Origin of the sequence: Arthrobacter hankyongi (assembly GCF_022012395.1) — a bacterium.
In the GTDB taxonomy this organism is placed as follows: Bacteria; Actinomycetota; Actinomycetes; order Actinomycetales; family Micrococcaceae; genus Crystallibacter; species Crystallibacter hankyongi.
This window is the reverse complement of record NZ_JAKLTQ010000005.1, coordinates 39,846-66,533: the sequence shown is the minus strand read 5'-3', so window position 1 is coordinate 66,533 and position 26,688 is coordinate 39,846. Positions and strand designations below refer to the sequence as shown.

Here is a 26,688-nt window from a genome sequence, read left to right as displayed (position 1 = left end):
CCGGTCGGGTCAGTTTCACCAAGGTAGAAGTGTCCGTGCCAGCAGCCGGTCCCGCCCCGGGGCGGGACCCTGACGCAGGTGCGCAGCCGCGGTCCATCCTGCGTGGGATCAGCGCGGAACTGACCGAACAGCGGGTGGCGGTCATCGGCGGCAACGGCTCCGGAAAATCCACCCTGCTGCGCCTGGTCAACGGGCTCGCGCGTCCGACCAGCGGGCAGGTCCGGGTCAACGGCCTGAATCCGTCGACCGAGGGCGGCAAGGTCAGGCGGCAGGTTGGCTTCGTCTTCACCGATCCGCTGTCCCAGCTGGTGATGCCCACCCCCCGCGAAGACGTTGAGCTCTCGCTGCGCCGTGTCCACCGCCGGTCCGCCGACCGGCGGCGGACAGCCGAGGAGATCCTGGCGGCCTATGGCCTGGCAGCACTGGCCGACAACAGCATCTACGAGCTCTCCGGCGGGGAACGCCAGCTCGCTGCCCTGGCCACGGTGCTGGCGGTCAATCCCGCCATCCTCGTCTTGGACGAACCGTCCACACTCCTGGACCTGCGCAACACGCAGTTGCTGCACAGGATCTTCGAAACGCTAAGCCAGCAGCTGATCATGGCCACCCACGACCTGGACTTTGCCGCGGAGTTCGACCGTGCCCTGGTCATCCACGCCGGGCAGGCCGTCTTCGACGGCAACGCCGGCGACGCCGTCGCCTTCTACCGCCAGCTCTGTGCCGACGATACGGCCTGGCCGCCGGCCCCGGGGCAGCGGCCAGGCCGCAGCTTGCCGGCCGGTAACGGTGCGCCATGAGAGGCCACGCCTCCTTGGTCGGCGCCTACCGTCCGGGATCCTCGCTGGTGCACCGGACGCCGCTGCGGATCAAGTTGCCCGTGCTGCTGGGACTGGGAGCGGCCGCCCTCGCGTTCCAGGGTGCTGCCGTGCGCACGCTGGTACTCGTGGTGGTGCTGGTCCTGCATTTTGCCGCCGGCGGAAGTGTCCGGCAGCTGCTGACCGCGCTGAAGCCGATGTGGTTGTTCGTGCTGGTTCTGCTGGCCTACCAGAGCTGGCAGAACGGCCCCCTGGCCGCCTGGCGGATCCTCTGCGGCCTGCTGGCCTGCGTCTATGCAGCCAATATCCTGCTCGCCACCACACCGGTACAGCGCCTGCTCGACGCGCTGGCAGCAGCGGTCCGTCCGCTGACGCGCTTTGGCGCCGATCCGGAACGCTTCGCGCTGGCGGTCGGACTGATGCTGCGCAGCATCCCGTTCCTGGTCGGCTCGTTCAGCGATGTGCGGGAGGCGGCCAAGGCCAGGGGCCTGGAGCGGAATCCGCGCGCGGTGGTCCTGCCGGTGCTGATCAATGCGGTCGCCTATGCACGGCAGACCGGCGATGCGCTGGCCGCCCGCGGCCTGGGTGACAGGGACGACGGCGGCCCGCCCCCGCGGAACTAGCGCGGATCCGTCCAGCCGAACAGGGCCGCGGTGCCCATGCCGCCGGCGATGCTCGCTGCGGCCAGCGCAGGCCGCCGGTCCCGGTCCGCACTGCGTTCCTGCTGCAGCAACCGCAGCACCAGGAACGCCCCGGAGGCTCCGTACGGGTGCCCGAAGGCCAGCGCCCCGCCCTGACGGTTGGCCCGCTCCGGTGCCACTCCCAGCATCCGGAGCGAGGCCAGCGCCTGCGCGGCGAAAGCCTCGTTGAACTCCACCCTGCCCAGATCCGTGCCGTGCAACCCCTGTTCCGCCAGCAGCCGGGCGCCCGCGCGGCCGCCTCCGATGCCGGGCAGGTTCGGATCGGTGCCGGCGGTTGCAGCGCCCCGGAACCCGAGCCCGCCGCCGAAGCCGAGCCGCCCGGCGGCTGCCCGGCTGGCCACCAGGACCACCGCAGCACCGTCGGCGTCCGCACAGGAATTGCCGGCGGTGACCGTTCCCGAGGGCACAAAGGCCGCGGGGAACCGGCCCAGCAGCGCGGGTCCGATTGTCTTCCGCGGACCCTCGTCCCCGACGGCGGCACCGCCGACGGGCACGATCTCCTCGTCGAATGCCCCTTCCGCGGCGGCGGCCAGCGCCCGCTGGTGGCTCCGCAGGGCGAAGGCATCCTGGTCCGCCCGGCTGACGTTCCAGCGTGCCGCCACAGCCTCGGCGGCAACGCCCATGTCCGGATCCCCGAGGGACTGCGGCGCAAACGGTGCCCTGCCGTAGAAATCCGGGGCGCCGGGCGTGGAGGTCAGACGGTGGGCCCGCAGCGGCGCGGTGCTGCAGCTTTCGACCCCGCCAGCCAGGTACAGCTGCCCGGCGCCGGCAGCCACCAGCCGGCAGGCCAGGACAACGGCATCGAGCCCCGAGCCGCACTGGCGGTCCACCGTCATGCCCGGGACGGTCTCCGGCAGCCCCGCGTCCAGCAAGGCCAGCCGGGCCACGTTGCCGCCGCCGCCCACGGCGTTGCCAATAACGACGTCGTCGATCTCCGCCGGCGGCAGGCCGGCGTCGCGGACCACGGCGGACAGCACCGGAGCGAGCAGCGCGCCGGCGGTGGTGCGGGCCCAGATCCCGTTCAGCCGGCCGAAGGCACTGCGCCGGCCCAGCACGACGACGGGATCCCGCTCCGGATGGGGGCTAGCCGAGCACATGGACACTGGCCTCTCCCGCCTCGATGGCTCGGACCAGCACCGGCCGCGCCGTCTTGCCGCCGTATCCCTGCGGCCACTCCCGTGCCCAGTAGAACCGCCGCGGCACCTTGAACGGAGCCAGCTCTTCGGCACAGAGCCGGCGCAACTCCCCCGCGGCCAGCGGCGGCGGCCCATCACTGCGGAGCACCGCCGCCACGCAGCGGCCCCGCGGCCCGTCCGGCAGCCCGACGACGACGGCCTCGCAGCCGAGCGACCGCAGCACCTCCTCGACCTCGTGCGGATAGACGTTGAACCCGCCGGTGACGATCATGTCGGCGGACCTGCCCGCCAGATGGAGTCCTCCGTCCGAATCCAGCCAGCCGCGGTCCCCCACGGTGGCCCATTCCCCCTCCCGGCGGAAGGCGAGGCCGTCATCGCCGCTGAGGTAGCCCGCGCACACCATGTCGCTGCGCACCCAGATGGTGCCCGCCGCGGCGGGACCGCCAGCATTGCCGGCGCCGTCTTCCGGGGAGCCGATCCGCACGCCGACCCCGGGGAACGGCCGGCCGACCAGGTGCGGTCCGGCCCCCGGATGCGCCAGCCGGGCCGCCACGAAGCTGAGCTCGGAGGCGCCGTAGTACTCGTGGACCGCCGCGCGCGGGGCAGCCCGGTGCAAGGCAGCGGCTTCCTCCTCCCCCAGCTTGGCGCCGCCGGACACGATGGTCCGCACCGTGGACCACGAGTCCCGGGCCCGGTGCGCGAGCAGCCGCAGCTGGCTCGGCACGCCAACCAACTGCGTGATTCCCCCGTCGGCGAGCAGGTCCAGGGCCGCAGCGGTGTCCGGGGCGGACTGGCCGTAGAACGTGGCACCCGCATAGAGGCACTCGGCCAGGGCATACAGGCTCAGGCTCGCGGACAGCGGGCCGGGAACCAGCACCTTATCCCCGGCGGCGGTGCCGAAATATGAGGTGCTGCGTTCCAAGGACCGCTGCCAGGAGCCCACGGTTCGGACAAAGGCCTTCGGCAACCGGGTGGTGCCGGAGGTGAAGCCGCAGTAGAAAATCCGGTCGGGCCCGCCGTCGGCCAGTACGGCCGGGCTGCCTCCGCCGTCGTCAGGCCGGGCTGCAGCATCGGCGGTGAGAACCGCGGCCGGTTCCAGCTGCTCCAGTGCCGCCGTCCGGACCGAGGCCGGCCAGGCAGGATCCAGCACTGCGGCGATGCCGCCGCGGCCGACGACAGCGGTGAGGGCCACAATGAAGTCAAGGGTGCTGCCCAGGTCGAGGGCCACCAGCTGTTGTTCCCCGGCGGCAGTCGCCGGGTCCGGCAGGCGCAGCCGTGCGGCCCGCCCGGCGAGTTCCGCATAACTGAGCCGCTGTGCGTCGATGACCACGGCATCGCGGTCCGGAAAGCGGGCGGCCCATTCGACCAACCGGTCCACAAAGGGCATCCGTTCTTCCTCCGACGTCCTCATCAGCTGCGGCCCGGCCTGCTGCCCGGCCCCGGCGCAGGCACGCCGGACCAGCCCATTCTACGTGCAGGGCCGGTCCGTCCGGCCCGACGCTGCCGGGCCTGCGCGCCCGTCGGAGGCTATTCTGGCACCATGAGTTTCAATGAGGGCTCGCAGTTGGACACCTCGCAGGTCTCGGACCGGCGGGGCGGCACCGGCGGGAAGATCGCCATCGGCGGGGCCGGGCTGATCCTGCTGATTGCCAGCCTGCTGGGCATTCCACCTCAGCTGCTGCAGGGCCTGGGCCTCGGAACCGACCAGTCCACCGAGCAGGAAGCCTCGGGAACCGGCAGCATCGCGCAGGTATGCCGCACCGGCGCGGACGCCAACGCCCGCCGCGACTGCCGGATTGTCGGCACGGTGAACAGCCTCAACCGCTACTGGGCCGCCGAGCTGCCCCGGTACAACATCCAGTACCCGGTGCCCAAGACCGTCCTGTTCGCCGGCGGGGTCAGCACCGGCTGCGGCCAGGCATCCAGCGCCGTAGGTCCCTTCTACTGTCCAGTGGACCGGACGGCCTATTTCGACACGGGCTTCTTCGACCAGCTCACCGGCCAGCTCGGCGCCGCGGAGGGGCCGCTCGCGGAGGAATATGTGGTGGCCCATGAATTCGGCCACCACATCCAGAACCTGACCGGTGCCATCAACAACTCCCAGCAGGACCCTCAGGGCGCCGGATCAGGTGCGGTCCGGGTTGAGCTCCAGGCAGACTGCTATGCCGGAGTCTGGGCGCGCAATGCCACCGACCAGGCAGACCCATCCACCGGAAAGCCGTTCATGAAGCCGTTCTCGGACCGGGATCTGCAGGTGGCGCTGTCCGCGGCAGCCGCGGTGGGCGATGACCGCATCCAGGAAGCCAGCCGGGGCTATGCCAATCCGCATACCTTCACCCACGGCACCAGCGCCCAGCGGCAGGCCTGGTTCGCCCAGGGCTACAACACCGGCGACCCTGCCCAATGCGACACGTTCAGCTCACGCGACCTAAACAACCCCTAGCCACGCGTCAGGCTCAGCGGCCGTCCGGACCGAAACCGGGCAGGTACCCGTCCGGCTCCCGGCCCATCCGCCTGTCCAGCAGCAAGTACAGGAACGCGGTGCCCAGCCAGCCCAGCAGGATGAAGACCCCGCCGGCCAGCATAGGTCCGGTCCCGGCGGCGGCATCAACCGGAGGATACGGGTACCAGCCGGTGACGGCACCGCGGATGATGGTCCAAAGCAGCCAGAACACCGGAAAGGCCAGGCTCCACAGCGCCGCCGCGGGCCGGATCCGGGGCCGCGGGCCAAAGATCAGCCAGCAGGCCAGGACCAGGACCGGCAGGGCATAGTGAAGCACCCGGTCGCCCCAGACGGTGGCGGCATTGAGCCCGGTAAATTCGGCCAGGCCGCGGTACGGCGTGAACTGCAGCCAGAAGACCAGCACGGCGGCCACCAAAGCCGCCAGCCGCGCCGCCCGCCAGAAACGGCCGCCGGTACGTGCCGAGTCCGCCGCCAGGCTCACTGACACGGCAAAGACCAGCACACCTGCCTGCACACTGAAATAACTCAGGAAGTTCCACCACGCATGCCCCGGGGCCGCCCCATACACCGGGGAGGCCAGCATGGCCACCGCCTCCAGCACCAGGCCGGCCAGTGCCGCCAGCGCGGTCAGCGCGTGGAACAGACGCGCGACGAAGATCTCGTTGTAGCGGCCCGCGGCGGGGCGGGTGCCGGCGGCCGGTGCCAGGGGTTCGCTCATAGACAGATGCTAGTGCCTCGCCGGCACAGGAGGGGCAACGAAAGAGCCGGCCACCGTCTCCGGTGGCCGGCTCTTTTACCCGCGCAGCCGAGGCGGGAACGTGCTGGTCAGATGTTGAAGCCCAGGGCACGCATCTGGTCGCGGCCGTCGTCAGTGATCTTCTCCGGACCCCACGGCGGCATCCAGACCCAGTTCAGCCGCCATTCGTCCACGACCCCGTCCAGCGCCTGGCCGGTCTGCTCCTCGATCACGTCGGTGAGCGGGCAGGCGGCGGTCGTCAGCGTCATGTCGATCAGCAACGCGCCGTCCTCGGCGTACCTCAGCCCGTACAGCAGGCCGAGGTCCACCACATTGACGCCCAGTTCCGGATCGATGACGTCCTTGAGCGCTTCCTCGACGTCCTCCAGCGACGTCTGCGGAACATTGGTTTCAGTCATGCTCATGCCTTTGCAGGAGTCAGGTAGCGGTCGTAGCCCTCTTCTTCCAGACGGTCGGCCAGCTCAGGCCCGCCCTCCTCGGCGATCTTGCCGTCCACGAACACGTGTACGAAGTCCGGCTTGATGTAGCGCAGGATGCGGGTGTAGTGGGTGATGAGCAGGGTACCCATCGCACCGCGGGAGAACTCGCGGTTGTGGCCCTCGGAAACGACCTTGAGGGCGTCGACGTCCAGGCCGGAGTCGGTTTCGTCCATGATGGCGAACCTCGGCTTGAACAGTTCGAGCTGCAGGATCTCCACGCGCTTCTTTTCGCCGCCGGAGAAACCTTCGTTGACATTGCGCTGGGCAAAGTCGGCGTCGATGCGCAGCTCGGCCATGGCTTCCTTGACCGACTTGGTCCAGGTCCGCAGGCTCGGAGCCTCGCCGTCCAGGGCGGTCTTGGCGGTGCGCAGGAAGTTGGTCATGGTCACCCCGGGGACCTCCACCGGGTACTGCATCGCCAGGAAGAGACCGGCACGGGCGCGCTCGTCCACGCTCATCGCCAGCACGTCTTCGCCGTCCAGGGTGATCGAGCCGGAGTCCACGATGTAGCGCGGGTGGCCGGCGATGGTGGAGGCGAGGGTGGACTTGCCCGAGCCGTTGGGACCCATGATCGCGTGGATCTGGCCGGTATTGATGGTCAGGGACACGCCCTTGAGGATCTCCTTGGCACCCTGCTCCGTCTCGATGCTGACGTGCAGGTCCTTGATTTCCAGAGTCGACATACTGTCTGCTTTCTCCTTTGCGAACCGCGGCCGGCGGTGCGCGCCTTGAAGTTGGTGAAGTGTTAGTTGGTGCCCGGGGCAGGCGCCCCGTTGAGCACGGTGGAGATGTCCACGTAGACCTCCCCGTCGTGCACCGCGAGGGCAAAAACCGGGACCGGCTCGAAGGCCGGCAGGCTCAGCGGCTCGCCGCTGCGCAGATCGAACTGGGAGCCATGGCCCCAGCACTCGATCGTGCAGTCTTCGACGTCTCCCTCGGCGAGGGAGTAGTCCTCGTGCGAGCAGGTATCGCCGAGCGCGTGCAGTTCGCCGTCGGAATCGCGCACCACCGCTACCGGGTAGTCATCGACCAGCACGCGGACGGCGTGCTTGACCTTGACGTCCTCGGCGGCGCATACCGGCCTGCCCTGCGGGGTTGCGGTCATCAGTTGTTGCCCGCCGCCAGTTCGCGCTCGACGGCGTCGGTCAGCCGCGCCTCGAGTTCGGGCACCTTGACGTGCTGGATGATCTCGTGCAGGAAGCCGCGGACCACCAGGCGCCGCGCGGTCTCTTCGGGAATACCGCGGGCCATCAGGTAGAACAGCTGCTCGTCGTCGAAACGGCCGGTGGCACTGGCATGGCCGGCGCCCTCGATCAGGCCGGTCTCGATTTCCAGGTTCGGCACCGAATCGGCACGCGCGCCGTCGGTGAGCACCAGGTTGCGGTTGACCTCGTAGGTATCGGTGCCCTCGGCCTCCTTGCGGATCAGCACGTCGCCCACCCAGACGGTGTGCGCGTCCTTGCCCTGCAGCGCGCCCTTGTACAGCACGCGGGACTTGCAGTTGGGCACGGCGTGGTCCACGAAGAGGCGCTGCTCCAGGTGCTGGCCGGCGTCGGCGAAGTACAGGCCGTACATTTCCACGTCGCCGCCTGGCTGGGTGAACCTCGAGGTCGGGGTGATGCGGACCAGGTCCCCGCCCAGGTTCACGGCCACGTGCTTGAACTTGGCATCGCGGCCGATCTTCGCCGCCTGTGCCGAAGCGTGCACGGCGTCGTCGTCCCATTCCTGTACCGTCACCAGCGTCAGTTCGGCGCCGTCCTGGATGTCCACCTCGACGTTCTGCGCCAGCGTCGCCGAACCCCGGTGGTCCAGCACGACGACGGCCTTGGAGAACTTCTCCGCGACGATCACGGTGTGCTGGGCGGCGGCCTCGCGGCCGGCGCCGGTGATCGACACGATGATGCCCGAAGCGGCCTGCAGCTCTGCCGGGATGGTGATCACGGTGGCCTCGGTGAAGGCCTCCCAAGCCGCGGCGGCGACCCGGTCCTCCGGGATGCCGGCGACACCGATGCGGCCGTCCTCGCGGCCCACGGTCTCCACGCGGACGCCGGCCGGAAGCGCGGTGCCCTCCGGCCCGGCCACGGCCACTGTCGGGGCAGCGCCGGTGAGTGCGTCCGTGTGCAGGCCGCGCAGCCGCTTGAGCGGGGTGAACCGCCAGTCCTCTTCGCGCCCGGTCAGCGGGGCGAAGTCGGCCAGCCGGTAGGAGGTCAGCCGGCCGGCACGCGAGCTGTCCGGCACACCGACGCCGCCGCCGTGGCTGTGGCCCTTGGCGCTGTCGCCGGCCAACGGCCCCCGATGCGAGTTGTCGGTCAACGGGGAGAGGTTTTCGCCTTCTTCGGTGAATCCGTCGATCACAGGCGCGGCTGACGGGGCACCAATGCGTGCCTTCTCAGTCATTTCAGTCATTAACCTACGGACCCTTCCATCTGCAGTTCAATCAGGCGGTTCAGCTCGAGCGCATACTCCATCGGCAGCTCGCGGGCGATCGGCTCGATGAAGCCGCGCACGATCATGGCCATGGCCTCGTCCTCGGGCAGGCCGCGGGACATCAGGTAGAACAGCTGCTCCTCGCTGACGCGCGAGACCGTGGCCTCGTGGCCCATGGTGACGTCGTCCTCGCGGATGTCCACGTACGGGTAGGTATCCGAGCGCGAAATGGTGTCTACCAGCAGCGCGTCACAGCGCACCGTGTTGGCCGAGTGCTCGGCGCCCTCGCGGACCTGGACCAGGCCGCGGTAGGCGGCCCGGCCGCCGCCGCGGGCCACGGACTTGGAGATGATCGAGCTCTTGGTGTTCGGCGCGATGTGCACCATCTTCGAGCCGGTGTCCTGGTGCTGGCCGGCGCCGGCGAAGGCGATCGAGAGCGTCTCGCCCTTGGCGTGCTCGCCGACCAGGTACACCGCCGGGTACTTCATGGTCACCTTCGAGCCGATGTTGCCGTCGACCCATTCCATGGTGGCGCCCTCGTGGGCGATGGCGCGCTTGGTGACCAGGTTGTAGACGTTGTTGGACCAGTTCTGGATGGTCGTGTACCGCACCCGGGCGTTCTTCTTCACGATGATTTCGACGACGGCGGAGTGCAGCGAGTCCGAGGTGTAGATCGGCGCGGTGCAGCCTTCGATGTAGTGGACGTAGGAATCCTCATCGGCGATGATCAGGGTCCGCTCGAACTGGCCCATGTTCTCGGTGTTGATCCGGAAGTAGGCCTGCAGCGGGATTTCCACGTGCACGCCCTTGGGCACGTACACGAAGGAGCCGCCGGACCAGACGGCGGTGTTCAGCGAGGCGAACTTGTTGTCGCCCACCGGGATGACGGAGCCGAAGTACTCCTGGAAGATCTCCGGGTGCTCGCGCAGTGCGGTGTCGGTGTCCAGGAAGATGACGCCCTGGGCTTCGAGGTCCTCGCGGATCTGGTGGTAGACCACCTCGGACTCGTACTGGGCCGCCACGCCGGAGACCAGGCGGCTGCGCTCGGCTTCCGGGATGCCCAGCTTCTCGTACGTGTTCCGGATGTCCTCGGGGAGGTCTTCCCAGGTGGCCGCCTGCTTTTCCGTGGAACGCACGAAGTACTTGATGTTGTCGAAGTCGATCCCGGACAGGTCCGCGCCCCAGGTGGGCATGGGCTTACGGTCGAAGTACTTCAGGCCCTTCAGGCGCAGGTCGAGCATCCACTCGGGCTCGTTCTTCTTGGCCGAGATGTCGCGCACGACGTCCTCGTTCAGGCCACGCCGCGCGTTGGCGCCGGCATCGGTCTTGTCCGCCCAACCGTACTCATAGGTACCGATGCCGTGCAGTTCGGGGTTCTTCTCAAGAATCTCGGAAATGGTGGTGTCCGGGACGTCGGTCGAGCCGACTGCGTCCTGGATGCGGTGATCCACTTGGTCCGTCATCACGGCCTCTCTTGCAGCTTGATGGATACTCTTCTGGTTGCTGTCGCTGGCTCGTCCTGCCCAGCCGCAGACCTTGTTCGGCCCACAGGGATGTGGGTCGTACAGACATGACCGCCGCTGGCCAGCGTGGACAGACGGCGTACGTCCACTCCCAGCAGCCGGGCGAATAATTCGGTTTCGCTATCGCAGAAGACCGGGAAGTCAGCCGCGAGCTGCTGCACCGGGCAGTGCCCCTGGCACAGCTGCATGCTCAGCATGACCGCCTTGCCACCACGCTGCCCCTCGGGCTTCGTGCCGGCACCGACCAGCCGGGTGGAGCCAACGAAACCATCTTCGGTCAGCAGCCGGGCCAAGGCCTCGGCGCGGGCTTCGATATCCGGGCCGGCCGCCTCGACGGCAGGGCGGTAACGCTGCTCCATCTCACGGTACCGGGTGCGGGCGAATTCAGTCACGGCCTCCGCCCCGGCAGCTTCGGCCAGCGCCGCCAGGGCGGTCCGCGCGATGTCCAGGTAATCGTCCCCGAGCCGGAACTGGCCCTGCCGGCTCAGCACGTACTTGCGGGCGGGACGACCGGCCCCGTTGGCCGAATTCGACACGAGCTTGACCTCGATCAGGCTCTTGCGGGACAGGGCGTCAAGGTGGCGGCGCACGGCGGCGGGAGTGAAACCCAGCTGCTCGCCCAGTTCGGCGGCGCTCACCGGGCCGTGCTCGAGCACTGCACTCAGCACCCGGTCCCGGGTGCGCTCCTCCGCGTCCAGCCGCGCAGCATCATGGGCGCGCGAAGGCATGGGCTTAATCACGGAATACACAACACAATCATGTCCTATTCTGTTCCGCCCCTCCAGTAAGGCAGTCCTTAGCGGGAGGGGCGCTGCTTCTACGTGGCGTAGAAGCAAGTGACGTAGAATGGTCCGGTGCCTAAATCGGAACCCTGCCTCGACATCCAGGGGCTTGTGAAAGACCTGGGCCCGGTTGAGGCCTTGGACAACAAGATGGTCCGCGTGCTGGCCGGCGTCCATCTGCGCGCCTACCCCGGCGAAGTCACCGCCCTGCTGGGGCCCAACGGCGCAGGCAAGACCACCACCCTGGCCTGCGCCCAAGGCCTGCTCAAGCCCACCGGCGGCACCGTGCGCCTGCTGGGTCAGGAACCGTTCCAGGCCGGGGCGCAGCTGCGCAGCCGGGTCGGCGTCATGCTCCAGGAAGGCGGCCTGCCCCAGGCCGTCCGGCCGGTGCCGCTGCTGCGCCACGTGGCCGGCATGTACTCGCACCCGCGGAACGTAGACGACCTCGTGGAGCGGCTGGGCATCAATACCTTCGCGAACACCCCCATCCGCCGGCTGTCCGGCGGCCAGAAGCAGCGCGTGGCCATGGCCGCCGCGCTGGTGGGCAATCCCGAGGTCCTCTTCCTCGACGAACCAAGCGCCGGCCTCGATCCACAGTCCCGCTCCGTGGTGTTCGAACTGATCCAGGAGCTGCGCCGGGAGGGGCTGGGCATCATCCTGACCACGCACCTGATGGACGATGCACAGCGGCTGGCCGACTATGTCTTCATCATCGACGCCGGACGGACGGTGCTGCACGGCACCGTGCCCGAACTGACCGCCGCGACGGACACCAGCGCCGGCGTGGACCGACTGCTGACCTTCGACGCCGCCCCCGGGCTGGACTTTCCGCCGGTGGCCGGGCTCGAGGTCAGCGAATCCGTCCCGGGCCGCTACAGCCTGTCCGGGCCCCTGGGCCCCGTCCATCTGCAGGCCCTGGCGGCCGCCTGGGCGGAGAAGTCCGTGATGCCCTCGGCCATCCACATGGCGCCGCGGTCGCTGGAGGATGTCTTCCTGGACATCTCTGGAAAGGAATTGAGATGAGCGCACCGGCTACGCTCGCCCGCCGGGTCCTGCTGCAGGGCCGCTACGAGACCCTGGCCATGCTGCGCAATGGCGAACAGTTGCTGATCGCCATCATCCTGCCGCTGATGGCGCTGGTGGGCCTGGTCGTCACTCCCCTGCTGGATACCTTCACCGACAGCAGGATCGATCTGGCCGCGCCGGGCGTGCTGGCGCTGTGTACCGTGTCCACGGCCCTGACCGGCCAGGGCATCGCCACCGGCTTCGACCGCCGCTACGGCGTCCTGCGCTTCCTGTCCACCACGCCGCTTGGCCAGAGCGGGCTGATCCTGGGCAAGATCATCGCGGTCCTGACGGTGATGGCCATCCAGGTCGTCGTCGTCGGCGGCACCGCCCTGCTGCTGGGCTGGCAGCCTGCTCCCGGCGGGCTGCTGCCGGCCCTGGTCCAGCTCGTGCTGGGGGCTGCGGCCTTCACCTCGCTGGGGCTGCTGATCGCCGGCACGGTCAGGCCGGAAGCTACGTTGGCTATCACGAACCTGCTGTGGGTCCTGCTCGCCGCTGCCGGCGGCATCCTCTTTCCGACTACCAGCTGGCCGGACGTGTACGAACCGGTGGCCCACCTGCTGCCTTCGACCGCCTTGGGCGACGCCCTGCGCAGCGCGCTGATCGACGCACAGTTCAATCCCCTCGCATCCGTCATCCTGCTGGTCTGGACCGTGCTGGCCAGCATGGCCGCCATCCGCTGGTTCAAATGGAGCTGAACACCATGTCTGCAACACCCACAGCGCGCCTGCGCGACTCCGTCCGACGGCTCCCGGCCGAACCCACGAAGGCCGTCCGGGCCCTGGCCGTGGCCTCGCTGGTTTCCGAGATCCTCATCGTCGTCACCGGCGGCGCCGTGAGGCTGACGGCCTCCGGTCTGGGCTGCCCCACCTGGCCCAAGTGCACGCCCGAATCCCTGGTCGCCACGCATGAAATGGGCATCCACGGCATCATCGAGTTCGGCAACCGGACGCTGACCTTCGTCCTGGGCGTCATCGCGGTCGCCATGCTGGTCTCCGTCTGGAACATGCGCCGGGAGCGCAAGGACCTCTTCGGCCTCGCGCTTGCGCTGCTGCTGGGCATTCCCGCGCAGGCGGTCATCGGCGGCATTACGGTCTGGACGCACCTGAACCCGTGGGTAGTGGGCTCCCATTTCGTCGTCTCCATGGCCATGATCGCCACCGCCACCGTGCTCGTCCACCGGGCGTGGCTGACCAACGACGCCGCCGCGGCCAGGGTGCCGGCACGCGGCACATCCGGCGTGCGGCAACTGCTCTGGACCAGCGGTGTGCTCAGCGCTGTCGCGATCGTGCTTGGCGTGGTCGTCACCGGCTCCGGCCCACATGCCGGGGACGCCAACGCGCCCCGCAACGGACTGGATCCGGACCTGACCACCCGCGCACATGCCCTGCCCGTGTACCTGCTGGTGGCCTGCACCGTCGTGCTGCTGGTCATGGTCCTGCGCAACCGGGAGCTCACCCAGCTACGCCGCCCGATGGTGCTTTTTGCTGCGGCCATTGCGGTGCAGGGACTCATCGGCTACATCCAGCACTTCACCGGGCTGCCCATCCTGCTGGTGGGCATGCACATGCTCGGGGCCTCGCTGCTGGCCGCCGCGGCTACCCACGTCATCTACGTGGGAACCACCCACCAGCCGCTCGCGGCTGAGCGGCACTAAGGCGATAACCGGCCGGAACAGGGCCGGCCGCCGTAGGGCAAAGTAGAGCGCCGTCGTCGGGCAACCGACGACGGCGTTCGTGTCCCGAGCCACGTCCGGAACGGCCCGCCCCCCCCAGTCACCTAATAAACGTTGAGTGTGCGTGAAGCCCACGTTTCGGGGCCGGAACGCAGGCTTCACGCACACTCAGCCAGAGGTTGATGGATTCCGCGCGCACTGGATGCGGAACTTTGTGCCCCGCGCGTCCTTGGTACCAGAAAGGCCCGCTGCCCGGAGGGCGGCGGGCCTGGCATCTCTGGCCTAACCAGGCAGACCTAGCTGAAGAGAGGCCCGCCGATGAAGGGATCCACGGCCAGGGCCAAGAAGAGGACCGTCAGGTAGCTGATTGAGCCATGGAACACGCGCATGGCCACCTTGTTGGCCACCTCGCCGGCCTTGGCGCGGTTGTACAGCAGGTGGGACTCGTACAGGAACCAACCGCCGCTGAGCACGGCGGCAATGGTGTAGGTCCACCCCGCGCCGCCCACCGGCACCAGCAGCAGCGAACACGCGACGGTGGCCCAGCCGTACAGCACCACCTGGGTGGCCACTACCCGGGCACCGGCGATGGCCCCGAGCATCGGTACGTTGGCCGCGTTGTAGTCGTCGCTGTACTTCATGGACAGCGGCCAGTAGTGCGGCGGCGTCCAGAGGAAAATCACCATGAACAGGATGATGGCCGGCCACTCGACCGTGTTCGCGACCGCGGCCCAGGCAATCAGCACCGGGAAGCAGCCGGCAGCCCCGCCCCAGATGATGTTCTGGGCGGTGCGGCGCTTGAGGATCAGGGTGTAGATGACCACATAGAAGAAGATGGCCCCGACCCCCAGCACGCCCGCCAGCGGGTTGGCCCCAAACCAGAGGATGGCAATGGAGAGAATGCCGAGCAGCCAGGCGAAGACCAGTGCCTGCCGCGGGGTGACCTCGCCGGTGACCAGCGGACGGTTCTCCGTCCGGTGCATCAGCTTGTCCATGTCCCGGTCGATATAGCAGTTGAAGGCACCGGCGGAACCGGCGGCGAAGGCGCCGCCGATCATCGTGGCCACGATCAGTCCGAGGTCCGGGAAGCCGCGCTGAGCGAAAATCATCGTGGGCAGCGTGGTGACCAGCAGCAGTTCGATGACCCGCGGTTTGGTGAGCGCCACATAGGCTTTGAGCTTGCGTGAGAAACCGGGACTACCCGGGGCTTCGGCCAACTGTGCCGGGGCGCTCTGGATGTTCAATGGAATACCACTCAGTTCTGCGGGTGACGAGGTCATGGCCAGCAGCGATGCTGGGCCTTAAGGCGGCGCGGCCTGGGGAAGGGGCGCGCACCACCATCATACGCTCTATGCGCCGTAGAAATCCCGCCTCCACCGGCTGTGCGGAGAGCCACGCGGGCGGACTGGGCCACCGCGCTGCCGGCACGGCATCGGAATTGGCTGCCTGACAGCAGCCTCGGGCGCGCCCACGCGCTATGGTGGACTTGAGCGCCGCGCAAACCGTGGCGGCCGCATAGAACATGGCGAAATTCGAATACAGCAGCAGCCGCCTGGGCGCTGACCCGGATTCACTGCAGTCCTGCTGGCCGAATGATCTGAGAGGGGCCCTGGAAGTGCCACAAGAGGAAGAAGCGCAACTGTCCTGGTCGGAGCTGGATGCGCGGGCGGTGGACACCATCCGCGTGCTGGCGGCCGATGCGGTGGAGAAGGTGGGTAACGGACATCCGGGCACGGCGATGAGCCTGGCGCCGGCGGCGTACCTGTTGTTCCAGAAGCTGATGCGCCATGATCCGGTGGATCCGGAGTGGATCGGCCGGGACCGGTTCATTCTCTCCCCCGGGCACACGTCGCTGACCCTGTACCTGCAGCTGTTCCTTTCCGGCTACGGGCTGCAGTTGAAGGACCTGAAGGCGCTGCGGACCTGGGGTTCGCTGACCCCGGGCCACCCGGAGTACGGGCATACCCCGGGGGTGGAGATCACCACCGGTCCGCTGGGCCAGGGCCTGGCCTCCGCCGTCGGCTTCGCCTACGCGCAGCGGCGCACCCGCGGCCTGTACGATCCCGACGCCGCGGCGGGCACCAGCCCGTTCGACCACACCGTCTGGGTCATCGCCTCGGACGGGGATCTGCAGGAGGGCGTCACCTCGGAGGCGTCCTCGCTGGCCGGACACCAGGAACTGGGCAACCTGGTGGTGCTCTACGACGAGAACCACATCTCGATCGAGGACGACACCGACATCTCCTTTACCGAGGACGTGCTCAAGCGGTACGAGGCGTACGGCTGGCACACCCAGCGGGTGGACTGGACCAGGACCGGCGAGTACGTCGAAGACGTCCAGGAACTGTATGAGGCCCTGGCCGCGGCGAAGGCCGAGACCGGCCGGCCCTCGATCATCTCGCTGCGCACCATCATCGGCTGGCCGGCGCCGAACAAGCAGAACACCGGCAAGATCCACGGCTCGGCCCTGGGCAAGGACGAGGTCGCCGCGCTGAAGGAACGCCTCGGCTTCGACCCGCACCAAAGCTTCGAGATCGCCGACGAGGTCCTCGAGCACGCCCGGCTGGTGGCGGACCGCGGGGCCGCCGCGCGTGCCGAGTGGGACAAGTCCTACAACGCCTGGCGGGAGGCCAACCCGGAGAACGCCGCGCTGCTGGACCGGGTGCAGAAGTTCGAACTGCCCGCCGGCTGGGAGCAGTCGCTGCCCGTGTTCGGCACCGAAAAGGATCTGTCGACCCGGGCCGCCTCGGGCAAGGTCCTCAATGCGATCGGCCCGGTGCTGCCCGAGCTCTGGGGCGGCTCGGCGGACCTGGCCGAGTCCAACAACACCACCATCGAGGGTGCACCCTCGTTCATCCCCGCCTCGCGCCAGACCAAGGCCTGGTCGGGCAACCCCTACGGCCGGGTGCTGCACTTCGGCATCCGCGAACACGCAGCGGCCTCGATCGTCAACGGCATCGTGCTCTCCTCGAAGACCCGCGCGTTCTCGGGCACCTTCCTGATCTTCTCCGACTACCAGCGACCGGCCATCCGGCTCTCGGCGCTGATGGGCGTGCCCTCGATCTACGTCTGGACGCATGACTCGATCGGCCTGGGCGAGGACGGACCGACCCACCAGCCGGTGGAACAGCTCTCGGCCCTGCGCGCCATCCCGGGCCTGGACGTCGTCCGCCCCGCGGATGCCAACGAGACTGCCTACGCCTGGAAGACCATCCTGGAGAACCATGAACACCCGGCCGGCATCGTGCTGACCCGGCAGAACCTGCCGGTGTTCGAACGCGGCCAGGACGGTTTCGCCGATGCCTCGAACGTTGCCAAGGGCGCCTACGTGCTCGCCGAGGCGCAGGACGGCGGCACCGCGACCGCACCTCAGGTGATCCTGCTGGCCACCGGTTCCGAGGTGCAGCTGGCCGTGGAGGCCCGCCAGGCCCTGCAGGCCGACGGCATCCCCACCCGCGTGGTCTCGGTGCCCTGCCTGGAATGGTTCGACCGCCAGGATGCCGCCTACCGCGAATCCGTGCTGCCCGCGGCCGTCAGGGCCCGCGTCAGCGTCGAGGCCGGCACAGCCCAGTCCTGGCACCGCCTGCTCGGCGACGCCGGCCGCGCCGTGTCCCTGGAGCACTACGGCGCCTCGGCGGACTACAAGACCCTGTTCCGCGAATTCGGCCTCACCACCGAAGCCGTCATCGAAGCCGCCCGCGAATCGATCGCCCACACTACCCAGGTTTAGCAAGGAGCGTTTCATGTCCAACAAGAACACCCAGGCCCTGTCCGACGCCGGCGTCTCGATCTGGCTCGATGACCTCTCCCGCGACCGCATCACCTCTGGGTCGCTGCAGACGCTGATGAAGGAAAACAACGTCGTCGGCGTCACCACCAACCCGACGATCTTTGCCGCCGCGCTCAAGGAGTGCGACGCCTACGTCACCCAGGTCAAGCACCTGGTGGCCCGGGACGCGGACGTCCAGGACGCCGTCTTCGCGATCACCACCGAGGACGTGTCCGAGGCATGCGACCTGTTCGCCGAAATCGCCTTGGGCACCGACGGCGTCGACGGCAGGGTCTCGATCGAGGTGGACCCGCGGCTGGCCCGGGATGCAGCCGGCACATTGTACGAAGCCAAGCATCTGTCCGAGGTCATCAACCGGCCGAACGTCTTCATCAAGATCCCGGCCACCGTCGAGGGTCTGGAAGCCATCACGGCCACCCTGGCCGCCGGTATCAGCGTCAACGTGACCCTGATCTTCTCGCTGGAGCGCTACCGCGCCGTCATCAACGCTTTTATGACCGGCCTGGAACAGGCCAAGGAAAACGGGCACAACCTGTCCGAAATCCACTCGGTCGCCTCCTTCTTCGTCTCCCGCGTGGACACCGAGATCGACCAGCGCCTGGACGCCATCGGCACCGACGAGGCGCTGGCGCTCAAGGGCCAGGCCGGCATCGCCAATGCCCGGCTGGCCTACCAGATCTACGAAGAGCAGTTCGACACCGAGCGCTGGCAGGTGCTGGCCGCCGCCGGGGCCAGGCCGCAGCGGCCGCTCTGGGCCTCCACCGGTGTGAAGGACCCTTCCTACCCGGACACCCTCTACGTCACCAGCCTCGTGGCCCCCGGCGTGGTCAACACCATGCCGCAGAAGACCTTGGAGGCCGTGGCGGATCACGGCGAAATCACCGGCGACACCATCTCGGGCACCTATGATGAAGCCAACAAGCTTCTCGACGCCGTGGCTGCGCAGGGCATCGCGTACTCCGACGTCGTCGAAAAGCTGGAGGAAGAAGGCCTGGACAAGTTCGTCGTCAGCTGGAACCAGCTGCTCGGCACTGTCCAGAGCGCATTGGACAACGCAGGAAAGGCCTGACAACGTATGGGTTCGCTGTCCTTCGAGGCATCAGGTGCCGCGCGCACCGCGGTTGAGGTACATATCGGCACACTGGTTGCGGACAAGGTAGCGTCCCGCATCGCCGCCAAGGACCGAACCCTTTGGGGGCCGGCGGCCGAGTCCGAGGCGGCCATCCGCCTCGGCTGGGTCGAGGCCGCCGAGGTATCGCGCCCGCTGGTCGGACAGATCCTGCAGCTGCGCGATGAACTGCGGGCCGACGGCGTCAGCCGGATCGTACTCGCAGGCATGGGCGGGTCCTCGCTGGCGCCCGAGGTGATTGCCAACACAGCCGGCGTGGAGCTGACCGTGCTGGACAGCACGGATCCGGAGCAGGTTGCCGCCGCGCTGGTCGAACGGCTGGACGAGACCGCCCTGGTGGTCTCGTCCAAGTCCGGCTCGACGGTGGAGACCGACTCGCAGCGGCGCATTTTCGAACAGGCCTTCACGGCCGCCGGCCTCGACGCCGCTTCGCGGATCATCGTGGTCACGGATCCGGGCTCACCGATGGACCAAGCCTCCCGCGAGGCCGGGTACCGGGCGGTGTTCAACGCGGATCCGAACGTCGGCGGCCGGTATTCGGCGCTGACCGCCTTCGGCCTGGTACCCACCGGCCTGGCCGGCGTCGACATCGAGGCCCTGCTCGACGACGCCGAGGAAGCCGCGGAGATCCTTGCCGATGATGCCCCGGAGAACATCGGACTGGCCTTGGGCGCCGTGCTGGGAGGCACGTCGCCGCTTCGGGACAAGGTGGTGATCATCGACGAGGGTTCGGGCATCGTTGGCTTCGCCGACTGGGCCGAGCAGCTGGTCGCCGAGTCCACCGGCAAGTCCGGCACCGGCCTGCTGCCCGTGGTGGCGAATGCGGGGGATCCGGAAACCAGCTGGAACGAACCGGATGTCCTGCTGGTGCGGCTGTGCTCCCCCACTGCCGAGCTCCAGTCGGTGGAATCCGGCGCTAACCAGGTCGTTGTTTCCGGCAGCTTGGGCAGCCAGTTGCTGCTGTGGGAATATGCCACCGTGGTGGCCGGGCGCCTGTTGGGCATCAACCCCTTCGACCAGCCCGATGTCGAAGCGGCCAAGGTCGCCGCCCGAGGACTGCTGGAGGCCCGCCCCGAAACGCAGGCCCCGGCTTTTACCGACGGCGCGGTACAGGTGATCGCGGACGCGCAGCTGCTCGACGGCGCGGAAACCTTGGAGGAGGCGCTGCGAACCCTGCTCCGCACCCTCGCGCCGAACGGCTACCTCAGCGTGCAGGCCTATCTGGATCGTTTCGGCCAGGCCGAACTTGCCGGCCTGCGCCCGCAGCTGGCGAAGCTGGCGCACCGCCCGGTCACCTTCGGCTGGGGCCCTCGGTTCCTGCATTCGACCGGGCAGTTCCATAAGGGCGGACCAGCGGTCGGCTCCTACCTGCAGATCACCGCGGATTCCGCCACCGACCTGCAGGTGCCCGACCGCCCGTTCAGCCTCGGCCAGCTGATCACGGCACAGGCTGCCGGTGATGCACAGGTCCTGGCGGACCACGGACGCCCGGTCGTCAGGCTCCATCTGACTGACCGCCGCGCCGGCACCAGGCAGTTAGGCGAGACCGTGGCCCGGCTCGGCGGTAAAGGATAAGTAGCACAGCGATGCCAGATACTTTCAACGCGCGGCGCCCCAACCCGCTGCGTGATCCACGCGACCGCCGGCTGAACCGGATTGCCGGCCCCTGTTCGCTGGTACTGTTCGGCGTCACCGGGGACCTGTCGCGCAAGAAGCTCATGCCGGCGGTGTACGACCTGGCCAACCGGGGACTGCTGCCGCCGAGCTTTGCCTTGGTCGGCTTCGCCCGCCGGGAGTGGGAGGACCAGGACTTCGCCGCCGAGGTGAAGGCCTCGGTGATGCAGTATGCCCGCACCCCGTTCCGCGAAGAGGTGTGGGAACAGCTCTCCGAGGGCATCCGCTTTGTCCAGGGCGAATTCGGCGACGACCAGGCGTTCGCCCGGTTGAAGGACACCGTGGATGAACTGGATGCCAAGCGCGGCACGCAGGGCAACCATGCCTTCTACCTGTCCATCCCGCCGAAGGACTTCGAACAGGTCTGCCAGCAGCTCTCCAAGCACGGGCTGGCACAGGCCGAACCGGGCACGGAAGGGACGCGGCGCCGCTGGCGTCGGGTGGTGATCGAGAAGCCGTTCGGGCACGACCTGGCTTCGGCCCGGGAGCTGAACGCCATCGTGGAGTCCGTCTTCCCGCCGGACTCGGTGTTCCGCATCGACCACTACCTGGGCAAGGAGACGGTGCAGAACATCCTGGCGCTGCGCTTTGCCAACCAGCTGTTCGAACCGCTCTGGAATTCGAACTTCGTCGACCATGTCCAGATCACCATGGCCGAGGACATCGGCATCGGTGGGCGCGCCGGGTACTACGACGGCGTCGGCGCGGCCCGGGACGTGATCCAGAACCACCTCCTGCAACTGCTGGCCCTGACCGCGATGGAGGAGCCGATCTCCTTCAACGCCGAGGACCTGCGGGCCGAGAAGGAGAAGGTGCTGGCCGCAGTCAGGTTGCCCGAGGATTTGTCCACCCATTCGGCGCGCGGGCAGTACACCGGCGGCTGGCAGGGCGGGGAAAAGGTCAAGGGCTTCCTGGAGGAAGAGGGCTTCAACCCGGACTCGATTACCGAGACCTTTGCCGCCTTGCGCCTGGACATCCATACCCGGCGCTGGGCGGGCGTGCCGTTCTACCTGCGGGCGGGCAAGCGGCTCGGACGCAGGGTGACGGAAATCGCCGTCGTGCTCAAGCGCGCACCCAATCTGCTCTTCCGCGACCATGGTGACGATGAAACCGGACAGAATGCCGTCGTGATCCGGGTCCAGCCGGACGAAGGGGCAACCATCCGGTTCGGCTCCAAGGTACCGGGCACCCAAATGGAGGTCCGGGACGTGACCATGGACTTCGGCTATGGCCATGCCTTTACCGAATCCAGTCCGGAAGCCTATGAACGGCTGATCCTGGACGTGCTGCTGGGCGAACCCCCGCTGTTCCCGCGGCACCAGGAGGTGGAACTGTCCTGGAAGATCCTGGATCCGTTCGAAGATTACTGGAGCCGCAGCGGCACCCGGCCGGAGCCCTATGCGCCCGGCAGTTGGGGGCCGGCGTCCGCCGACGAACTACTTGCCCGTGACGGACGCAGCTGGAGAAGGCCGTGATTGTAGACCTGAAGGACACCACCACCTCCAAGGTCTCCAAGGAACTCGTGACCGTCCGTGAACGCAACGGCGTCTTCACCCTCGGCCGCGTGCTGACCTTGGTGATCGTTACCCAGTCAGGCTTCGAAGAGGATGCGGTCCGGGCCGCGAACACCGCCAGCCGGGAGCACCCCTGCCGCATCATCGTGCTGGTGGACTGCGGCGCGGACCAGCCGACGCGGCTGGACGCCCAAATCCGGCTCGGCGGGGAAGCCGGCGCGGCCGAGATCATCGTGTTGTACGGCTGCGGGCAGTTGGCCCGGGAGAGCGAGTCGTTGGTTGCCGCGCTGCTGCTGCCGGACGCCCCGATCGTTGCCTGGTGGCCGCACGGCATGCCGGACTCGGCCTCACGGACCTCCGTCGGCCGGATCGCCACCCGGCGCATCACGGACTCCAACAACGAGCCGGAGCCCAAACTGGCGCTGGAGAAGCTCTCCTCAGTCTATGCCGCCGGAGACACGGACCTAGCCTGGACCAGGCTCACCAACTGGCGGATCCAGTTGGCCGCCGCACTGGACCAAGTGGACTATTCCCCCGTGGTCTCGGTCGCGGTCGAGGGCGCGGCGGACTCACCGAGCACGGTCCTGCTGGCGGCCTGGCTTACCTTGGCCCTGAACGCCCCGGTGACCATCATCGAAGAAGCTGCGGGCACCGGGATCCGGGGGGTACGCCTGGTACGCCCGGCCGGCGACGTGCGCATCCTGCGTCCCGGCCAAACGGTCGCCGAACTCATCCTGCCTGGGCAGCCGCTGCAGCGGATCACGCTGCCGCGCCGCAGCCTGGCCGAATGTCTGGCGGAGGAACTGCGCCGGCTCGACCCGGACGAGGTATTCGGCGAGGTCATCACCGAGGGACTGCCCCAGACCAACCTAAGGAGCGTTCGGCGCAGTGAACGATGAGCCGATGATCAGCATTCATGCAGACCCGGCCGCGCTGGCCGAGGCAGCCGCCATCCGGCTGCTCACCAAGCTGACCACCGTCCAGGCCGCACGCGGTGAGGCGACGGTCGTGCTCACCGGCGGAACCTTGGGCATCGCGACCTTGGCCGCGGTGGCGGCCTCCGGGAAGCAGGACAGCGTCGACTGGCGGCGGGTGAACTTCTGGTGGGGCGACGAACGCTTCGTTCCCAAGGACAGCCCGGACCGGAACGAGCAGCAGGCACGCCAGGCCCTGCTGGAGCAACTGGACGTGGACCCGGTGCGGGTGCATCCGGCCGGCGCTGCGGACGAGTTCGCCGATGTGGACGCGGCTGCCCAAGCCTACGCCGAAGAACTGCGGCAGGCTGCGCAGGCGGAGAACACGCCCGTTTCGCCGTACCTGCCGGGGCAGGTGCCTCGCTTCGATGTGCTCCTGCTGGGCATGGGCCCGGACGCCCACATCGCCTCGCTCTTTCCCGAGATGGCAGGCATCCGCGAGACCGGCCGCAGCGTTGTGGCCGTGCGCGACTCCCCCAAGCCGCCGCCGGAACGCGTCTCGCTGACCCTGGACGCCATCAATTCAGCGGCCGAAATCTGGCTGGTAGTGGGCGGCAACGACAAGGCCGGTGCCGTCGGCCTGGCCCTGGCCGGTGCATCCCCGGTCCAAGTTCCCGCTGCCGGGGCACGAGCTCAGCGCAAGACGCTCTGGCTACTCGATGAGGCCGCCGCGGCCGAGGTGCCCGGTTCCCTGCTCGATGGCGGCAGTAACGACCGGGACGAGGAGCACTAGCAAGCCCGCAGCGGGCGTCCCACGTCCAACCGCTCGCGGCGGTGTCCAAGAGAGCAGGAAGGGGTCCCCGTGCGCGAAGCGTGCGGGGAGGCTGCGAACGGCTAGCGCGTCGCGCCTTCCCACCGCTCGCTTCGCTCGCGGCGGGGCCCTCGGCGCTAGCTGGTTTCGCCTCTGCTGCGCCGCAGCTCCCCCAAGGCCCGGGCCAGCACTTCCTCCGCCTCGGCGGGAGTGCGCCGTTCCTTGGCATAGTCCAGATGGCTCTTGTACGGTTCAGCCCGGGTGCCGGCGTAGGCAGCATCGAGATGCCGGCTTCCGGTCCGTCCGCAGCGCGGGCAGTCCCAGCATTCCGGGATCTCCTCCTCGGCCAAATCCGCAAAGACCGGTGTGGTCTCATGGCCCTGCGGGCAGCGGTAGGTGACCGCAACCTTGTGGACCCCCACCGGCAGGCGGCCCGTCTCGGCCTGCCAGCCGGCCATGCCTGCGCCGGACGTGGATCCGATGCGGATGCCGCGGAAGGGATTGGATGCATTAGCCATGTTCATCTCCATTGATAAACGTACGTCCTGCCGCACACCAGCTTAGCCGCCCGGGCACCGGGCCACCACGGCAAAAGGCCGGCCGTGTTTCGCAGAAACACGGCCGGCCTTTTCACGCGCCGAAGCGCTCAGATCTTCTAGGATTCACCACTAAAGCGCATGATCACTCCCAGTGCCACGATCACCGCACCCCAGGTCAGGCCGAGGATTACGGTGAAGCGGTTGAGGTTCCGCTCCGCCACGCCGGAGGACCCAAGGCTGGAGCTCATGCCGCCGCCGAACATGTCTGACATACCGCCGCCGCGGCCCTTGTGCAGCAGGATCAGCAGGGTCAGCAGCAGGCTGGTGATGCCCAGCACAATTTGCAGGGCGATCTTCAGAGCGTCCACATTGGCCTTTCATACAAGTGTGTCCCCCGGCAGACGCTTGTCTCCGGGGGCGGAATCAGTTGGTCAGCAGGTGGTGTTCAAACCTGACAATGTTAGCAAATTCGGCCACATCCAGGCTGGCGCCGCCGACCAGGACGCCGTCCACATCACGTTCGTTGAGGATGGCCGCGGCGTTGGCAGCTTTGACCGATCCGCCGTACAGCAGGCGCACCCCCGCCGCTACGCCGTCGCCGTACAGTGCGGCGATCTCGGCGCGGATCGCCGCGCACATCTCCTGCGCGTCGGCTGGACCGGCCACCTCGCCGGTGCCGATGGCCCAGACCGGCTCGTACGCGATGACCAGCCGGTCAACCTGATCGGCTGGCAGGCCCTCGAGGTCGGCGCGGACCTGGGCCAGCGTGTGCTGCACGTGGTTGCCAGCCTGGCGGACCTCAAGCCCCTCACCAACGCAGAGCACCGGTACCAGGCCGTGGCGGTAGGCAGCCTGCACCTTGGCGTTCAGGACTTCGTCCGTCTCGCCGTGGATGGTCCGGCGCTCGGAGTGGCCGACCAGCACGTAGCGGCAGCCGAGCCGGGCGAGGAACTGGCCGGAGATGTCCCCGGTATAGGCACCGGAGTCGTGCTGGGAAAGGTCCTGGCCCCCGTAGGCCACCTTCAGGTCGTCCCCCTGCACGAGGGTCTGCACGCCGCGCAGGTCGGTGAAGGGCGGGAACACCGCCACCTCCACCCGGCTGAAATCGTGGCGGGCATCGCTGAGGGTCCACTCAAGCTTCTGCAGCAGGGTGATGGCCTGGACATGGTCCATGTTCATCTTCCAGTTACCGGCGATCAGCGGGGTGCGGTCGAACTTGCCGTTGGTCGAGGTCGTCATGCGGCTCAACCCCGATCCAGCGCAGTCAGGCCGGGCAGGGCCTTGCCCTCGAGGTATTCGAGGCTGGCACCGCCCCCGGTGGAAATGTGCCCAAAGGCGTCGTCGTCGAACCCGAGGGCGCGCACGGCCGCGGCCGAGTCGCCGCCGCCGACGACGGTGAACCCTTCGCTGCCGGTAAGCGCCTTGGCCACAGCCCGGGTGCCCTCGGCGAATGCGTCGAATTCGAAGACGCCCATCGGACCGTTCCAGAAGACGGTGTTGGCCGAGTGGATCTGCTGGGCGAAAACCTCCTGCGAGGCGGGACCGATGTCGAGGCCGATGCCCGACGCCCCGAAGCTGGAGGACTCCATGTCATTCGCCGGCACGACCTCGTGCGCCGCGTCGGCGGCGAACTTCTCCGCCACCACGATGTCGGTGGGCAGCACGAAGGTGCAGCCGGCTTCCTTGGCCCGGGCCAGGTAGCCGCGGACCGTGTCCAGCTGGTCCTCCTCCAGCAGGCTCGAGCCCACCTTGTAGCCCTGCGCGGCGAGGAAAGTGAAGACCATGCCGCCGCCGACCAGGATGAAGTCAGCCTTGCCCATCAGGTTCTCGATCACGGCCAGCTTGTCCGAGACCTTCGAACCGCCCAGGACCACGACGTACGGCCGCTGCGGCACGTCGGTCAGCCGGTTCAGCACCTCGACCTCGGTGCGGACCAGGTCCCCCTGGTAGGCGGGCAGCTTGGCTGCAATGTCGAACACGCTCGCATGCTTGCGGTGCACGGCGCCGAACGCATCGTCCACGAAGGCGCCGTTGTCCCCGGTCAGGGCGGCGAGTTCGGCGGCGAATGCCTCGCGTTCGGCGTCGTCCTTGCTGGTCTCGCGGGGATCGAAGCGCACGTTCTCCAGCACCAGCACCTCGCCGTCGGCCAGTCCGGCCGCCAGGCTCCGGGCGCTCTCGCCGACGGTGTCGTCGGCGGCCTTCACGGTGAACGTTGCCAGTTCCTTGAGCCGCTGGTAGGCGGGACGGAGCGAGTACCGTTCCTCCGGGGCGCCCTTGGGCCGGCCCAGATGGGCCATCACGAGGACCCGCGCACCGGCTTCGGCGAGCCGGCGGATCACCGGCAGCGACGCCTGGATCCGGCCGTCGTCGGCCACCTTCAGGGACGGGACTTCCCCGTCCAGCGGGACATTCAGATCCGAGCGGACCAAGACGTAGCGTCCCTGGACGCCGTCGGCCAGCAGTTCATCGAGAGCGTGTGCAGTCATATCTTCC

At 68.4% G+C, this 26,688-nt stretch carries 26 protein-coding genes; 12 read left to right on the top strand and 14 right to left on the bottom strand.

Annotation, left to right across the window (positions count from 1 at the left end; genetic code table 11):
• Positions 1 to 35 precede the first annotated feature (35 nt).
• Together LVY72_RS09135 and LVY72_RS09130 are read left to right on the top strand one after the other, a co-directional pair.
• Positions 36 to 797: an energy-coupling factor ABC transporter ATP-binding protein gene (locus LVY72_RS09135; RefSeq protein ID WP_237820039.1), complete on the top strand. Its 762-nt coding sequence runs from the start codon at positions 36 to 38 to the stop codon at positions 795 to 797.
• Positions 794 to 1,438: an energy-coupling factor transporter transmembrane component T family protein gene (locus LVY72_RS09130; protein ID WP_237820037.1), complete on the top strand. Its 645-nt coding sequence runs from the start codon at positions 794 to 796 to the stop codon at positions 1,436 to 1,438. The genes LVY72_RS09135 and LVY72_RS09130 overlap by 4 nt, the downstream gene beginning before the upstream one ends.
• On the opposite strand, the gene LVY72_RS09125 is transcribed toward LVY72_RS09130, so the two are convergent.
• Both LVY72_RS09125 and LVY72_RS09120 read right to left on the bottom strand, forming a co-directional pair.
• Positions 1,435 to 2,613: a thiolase family protein gene (locus tag LVY72_RS09125; RefSeq protein ID WP_237820035.1), complete on the bottom strand. Its 1,179-nt coding sequence runs from the start codon at positions 2,611 to 2,613 to the stop codon at positions 1,435 to 1,437. The genes LVY72_RS09130 and LVY72_RS09125 overlap by 4 nt on opposite strands.
• Positions 2,600 to 4,039 (bottom strand): class I adenylate-forming enzyme family protein, encoded by a 1,440-nt coding sequence (locus tag LVY72_RS09120; RefSeq protein ID WP_237820033.1) that lies wholly within the window; start codon positions 4,037 to 4,039, stop codon positions 2,600 to 2,602. The genes LVY72_RS09125 and LVY72_RS09120 overlap by 14 nt, the downstream gene beginning before the upstream one ends.
• 153 nt (positions 4,040 to 4,192) lie before the next feature.
• Between LVY72_RS09120 and ypfJ the strand changes: the two genes are divergently transcribed.
• A complete protein-coding gene (ypfJ, locus tag LVY72_RS09115; RefSeq protein ID WP_237820031.1) occupies positions 4,193 to 5,095 on the top strand; it encodes a KPN_02809 family neutral zinc metallopeptidase in 903 nt (300 codons plus the stop codon).
• A 13-nt stretch (positions 5,096 to 5,108) separates the two neighbouring features.
• Here the strand turns inward: ypfJ and LVY72_RS09110 are convergent, their stop codons facing one another.
• The 7 genes from LVY72_RS09110 to LVY72_RS09080 all read right to left on the bottom strand — a co-directional run bounded on the left by LVY72_RS09110 (position 5,109) and on the right by LVY72_RS09080 (position 11,030).
• A complete protein-coding gene (locus tag LVY72_RS09110; RefSeq protein ID WP_237820029.1) occupies positions 5,109 to 5,834 on the bottom strand; it encodes a Pr6Pr family membrane protein in 726 nt (241 codons plus the stop codon).
• Between the two features lie 107 nt (positions 5,835 to 5,941).
• Complete coding sequence (locus tag LVY72_RS09105; protein WP_237820027.1) at positions 5,942 to 6,271, bottom strand: metal-sulfur cluster assembly factor; 330 nt, start codon at positions 6,269 to 6,271, stop codon at positions 5,942 to 5,944.
• 2 nt (positions 6,272 to 6,273) lie between these two features.
• Positions 6,274 to 7,035 carry a Fe-S cluster assembly ATPase SufC gene (gene sufC, locus LVY72_RS09100; protein ID WP_237820025.1) on the bottom strand — a complete coding sequence of 254 codons (762 nt, stop codon included), beginning with the start codon at positions 7,033 to 7,035 and terminating at the stop codon, positions 6,274 to 6,276.
• A gap of 62 nt (positions 7,036 to 7,097) precedes the next feature.
• Positions 7,098 to 7,457 carry a non-heme iron oxygenase ferredoxin subunit gene (locus LVY72_RS09095; RefSeq protein ID WP_237820023.1) on the bottom strand — a complete coding sequence of 120 codons (360 nt, stop codon included), beginning with the start codon at positions 7,455 to 7,457 and terminating at the stop codon, positions 7,098 to 7,100.
• Positions 7,457 to 8,758, bottom strand: coding sequence for a Fe-S cluster assembly protein SufD (gene sufD, locus LVY72_RS09090; protein WP_237820021.1), 1,302 nt, complete (start codon positions 8,756 to 8,758; stop codon positions 7,457 to 7,459). Before sufD ends, LVY72_RS09095 begins: the two co-directional genes overlap by 1 nt.
• Entirely contained in the window at positions 8,758 to 10,242 is a 1,485-nt protein-coding gene (gene sufB / locus LVY72_RS09085) for a Fe-S cluster assembly protein SufB (protein WP_237820019.1), read from the bottom strand. Before sufB ends, sufD begins: the two co-directional genes overlap by 1 nt.
• Positions 10,242 to 11,030 (bottom strand): helix-turn-helix transcriptional regulator, encoded by a 789-nt coding sequence (locus LVY72_RS09080; protein WP_237820017.1) that lies wholly within the window; start codon positions 11,028 to 11,030, stop codon positions 10,242 to 10,244. The genes sufB and LVY72_RS09080 overlap by 1 nt, the downstream gene beginning before the upstream one ends.
• Before the next feature lie 126 nt (positions 11,031 to 11,156).
• Here LVY72_RS09080 and LVY72_RS09075 point away from each other — a divergent pair, with 126 nt between their 5' ends.
• Genes LVY72_RS09075 through LVY72_RS09065 form a run of 3 tightly spaced genes read left to right on the top strand, consistent with a single transcriptional unit; the run spans position 11,157 to position 13,806 of the window.
• Positions 11,157 to 12,107 carry an ABC transporter ATP-binding protein gene (locus tag LVY72_RS09075; protein ID WP_237820016.1) on the top strand — a complete coding sequence of 317 codons (951 nt, stop codon included), beginning with the start codon at positions 11,157 to 11,159 and terminating at the stop codon, positions 12,105 to 12,107.
• Positions 12,104 to 12,847, top strand: a complete 744-nt coding sequence (locus LVY72_RS09070; RefSeq protein WP_237820014.1) for an ABC transporter permease — start codon at positions 12,104 to 12,106, stop codon at positions 12,845 to 12,847. Before LVY72_RS09075 ends, LVY72_RS09070 begins: the two co-directional genes overlap by 4 nt.
• Before the next feature lie 5 nt (positions 12,848 to 12,852).
• Positions 12,853 to 13,806 carry a COX15/CtaA family protein gene (locus LVY72_RS09065; RefSeq protein WP_237820012.1) on the top strand — a complete coding sequence of 318 codons (954 nt, stop codon included), beginning with the start codon at positions 12,853 to 12,855 and terminating at the stop codon, positions 13,804 to 13,806.
• 314 nt (positions 13,807 to 14,120) lie between these two features.
• On the opposite strand, the gene LVY72_RS09060 is transcribed toward LVY72_RS09065, so the two are convergent.
• Positions 14,121 to 15,068, bottom strand: a complete 948-nt coding sequence (locus LVY72_RS09060; protein ID WP_372463687.1) for a heme o synthase — start codon at positions 15,066 to 15,068, stop codon at positions 14,121 to 14,123.
• Positions 15,069 to 15,439: 371 nt separating this feature from the next.
• Between LVY72_RS09060 and tkt the strand changes: the two genes are divergently transcribed.
• Genes tkt through pgl form a run of 6 tightly spaced genes read left to right on the top strand, consistent with a single transcriptional unit; the run spans position 15,440 to position 23,638 of the window.
• Complete coding sequence (gene tkt, locus LVY72_RS09055) at positions 15,440 to 17,554, top strand: transketolase (RefSeq protein WP_237820008.1); 2,115 nt, start codon at positions 15,440 to 15,442, stop codon at positions 17,552 to 17,554.
• A gap of 13 nt (positions 17,555 to 17,567) precedes the next feature.
• On the top strand, positions 17,568 to 18,683 hold the full coding sequence (tal, locus tag LVY72_RS09050; protein ID WP_237820006.1) for a transaldolase: 1,116 nt from the start codon (positions 17,568 to 17,570) through the stop codon (positions 18,681 to 18,683).
• A gap of 6 nt (positions 18,684 to 18,689) precedes the next feature.
• On the top strand, positions 18,690 to 20,318 hold the full coding sequence (locus LVY72_RS09045) for a phosphoglucose isomerase-related protein (protein WP_237820004.1): 1,629 nt from the start codon (positions 18,690 to 18,692) through the stop codon (positions 20,316 to 20,318).
• 11 nt (positions 20,319 to 20,329) lie between these two features.
• Complete coding sequence (gene zwf, locus LVY72_RS09040; RefSeq protein WP_237820002.1) at positions 20,330 to 21,892, top strand: glucose-6-phosphate dehydrogenase; 1,563 nt, start codon at positions 20,330 to 20,332, stop codon at positions 21,890 to 21,892.
• Positions 21,889 to 22,830, top strand: a complete 942-nt coding sequence (locus tag LVY72_RS09035) for a glucose-6-phosphate dehydrogenase assembly protein OpcA (protein WP_237820001.1) — start codon at positions 21,889 to 21,891, stop codon at positions 22,828 to 22,830. Before zwf ends, LVY72_RS09035 begins: the two co-directional genes overlap by 4 nt.
• Before the next feature lie 4 nt (positions 22,831 to 22,834).
• Positions 22,835 to 23,638, top strand: a complete 804-nt coding sequence (pgl, locus tag LVY72_RS09030; RefSeq protein WP_237819999.1) for a 6-phosphogluconolactonase — start codon at positions 22,835 to 22,837, stop codon at positions 23,636 to 23,638.
• A gap of 155 nt (positions 23,639 to 23,793) precedes the next feature.
• Here pgl and LVY72_RS09025 read toward each other — a convergent pair whose 3' ends face one another.
• From LVY72_RS09025 to LVY72_RS09010, 4 genes are all read right to left on the bottom strand, one after another.
• A complete protein-coding gene (locus tag LVY72_RS09025; RefSeq protein ID WP_237819997.1) occupies positions 23,794 to 24,174 on the bottom strand; it encodes an RNA polymerase-binding protein RbpA in 381 nt (126 codons plus the stop codon).
• Between the two features lie 137 nt (positions 24,175 to 24,311).
• Positions 24,312 to 24,563 (bottom strand): preprotein translocase subunit SecG, encoded by a 252-nt coding sequence (secG, locus tag LVY72_RS09020; protein ID WP_237819995.1) that lies wholly within the window; start codon positions 24,561 to 24,563, stop codon positions 24,312 to 24,314.
• Positions 24,564 to 24,618: 55 nt separating this feature from the next.
• Complete coding sequence (gene tpiA, locus LVY72_RS09015; protein WP_237819993.1) at positions 24,619 to 25,434, bottom strand: triose-phosphate isomerase; 816 nt, start codon at positions 25,432 to 25,434, stop codon at positions 24,619 to 24,621.
• A gap of 5 nt (positions 25,435 to 25,439) precedes the next feature.
• Positions 25,440 to 26,681, bottom strand: coding sequence for a phosphoglycerate kinase (locus LVY72_RS09010; protein ID WP_237819990.1), 1,242 nt, complete (start codon positions 26,679 to 26,681; stop codon positions 25,440 to 25,442).
• Between the last annotated feature and the right edge of the window lie 7 nt (positions 26,682 to 26,688).

Excerpts from the sequence above, each read along its gene's own strand:
- LVY72_RS09105 (WP_237820027.1), bottom strand. The coding sequence starts at position 6,271 with ATGACTGAAACCAATGTTCCGCAGACGTCGCTGGAGGACGTCGAGGAA.
- pgl (WP_237819999.1), top strand. The coding sequence starts at position 22,835 with ATGATCAGCATTCATGCAGACCCGGCCGCGCTGGCCGAGGCAGCCGCC.
- tal (WP_237820006.1), top strand. The coding sequence starts at position 17,568 with ATGTCCAACAAGAACACCCAGGCCCTGTCCGACGCCGGCGTCTCGATC.
- LVY72_RS09025 (WP_237819997.1), bottom strand. The coding sequence starts at position 24,174 with ATGGCTAATGCATCCAATCCCTTCCGCGGCATCCGCATCGGATCCACG.
- LVY72_RS09080 (WP_237820017.1), bottom strand. The coding sequence starts at position 11,030 with ATGCCTTCGCGCGCCCATGATGCTGCGCGGCTGGACGCGGAGGAGCGC.
- tpiA (WP_237819993.1), bottom strand. The coding sequence starts at position 25,434 with ATGACGACCTCGACCAACGGCAAGTTCGACCGCACCCCGCTGATCGCC.
- LVY72_RS09010 (WP_237819990.1), bottom strand. The coding sequence starts at position 26,681 with ATGACTGCACACGCTCTCGATGAACTGCTGGCCGACGGCGTCCAGGGA.
- LVY72_RS09070 (WP_237820014.1), top strand. The coding sequence starts at position 12,104 with ATGAGCGCACCGGCTACGCTCGCCCGCCGGGTCCTGCTGCAGGGCCGC.
- LVY72_RS09110 (WP_237820029.1), bottom strand. The coding sequence starts at position 5,834 with ATGAGCGAACCCCTGGCACCGGCCGCCGGCACCCGCCCCGCCGCGGGC.
- LVY72_RS09125 (WP_237820035.1), bottom strand. The coding sequence starts at position 2,613 with ATGTGCTCGGCTAGCCCCCATCCGGAGCGGGATCCCGTCGTCGTGCTG.
- sufB (WP_237820019.1), bottom strand. The coding sequence starts at position 10,242 with ATGACGGACCAAGTGGATCACCGCATCCAGGACGCAGTCGGCTCGACC.
- LVY72_RS09095 (WP_237820023.1), bottom strand. The coding sequence starts at position 7,457 with ATGACCGCAACCCCGCAGGGCAGGCCGGTATGCGCCGCCGAGGACGTC.
- sufC (WP_237820025.1), bottom strand. The coding sequence starts at position 7,035 with ATGTCGACTCTGGAAATCAAGGACCTGCACGTCAGCATCGAGACGGAG.
- ypfJ (WP_237820031.1), top strand. The coding sequence starts at position 4,193 with ATGAGTTTCAATGAGGGCTCGCAGTTGGACACCTCGCAGGTCTCGGAC.
- zwf (WP_237820002.1), top strand. The coding sequence starts at position 20,330 with ATGCCAGATACTTTCAACGCGCGGCGCCCCAACCCGCTGCGTGATCCA.
- LVY72_RS09120 (WP_237820033.1), bottom strand. The coding sequence starts at position 4,039 with ATGCCCTTTGTGGACCGGTTGGTCGAATGGGCCGCCCGCTTTCCGGAC.
- sufD (WP_237820021.1), bottom strand. The coding sequence starts at position 8,758 with ATGACTGAAATGACTGAGAAGGCACGCATTGGTGCCCCGTCAGCCGCG.
- LVY72_RS09045 (WP_237820004.1), top strand. The coding sequence starts at position 18,690 with ATGGGTTCGCTGTCCTTCGAGGCATCAGGTGCCGCGCGCACCGCGGTT.
- LVY72_RS09065 (WP_237820012.1), top strand. The coding sequence starts at position 12,853 with ATGTCTGCAACACCCACAGCGCGCCTGCGCGACTCCGTCCGACGGCTC.
- LVY72_RS09130 (WP_237820037.1), top strand. The coding sequence starts at position 794 with ATGAGAGGCCACGCCTCCTTGGTCGGCGCCTACCGTCCGGGATCCTCG.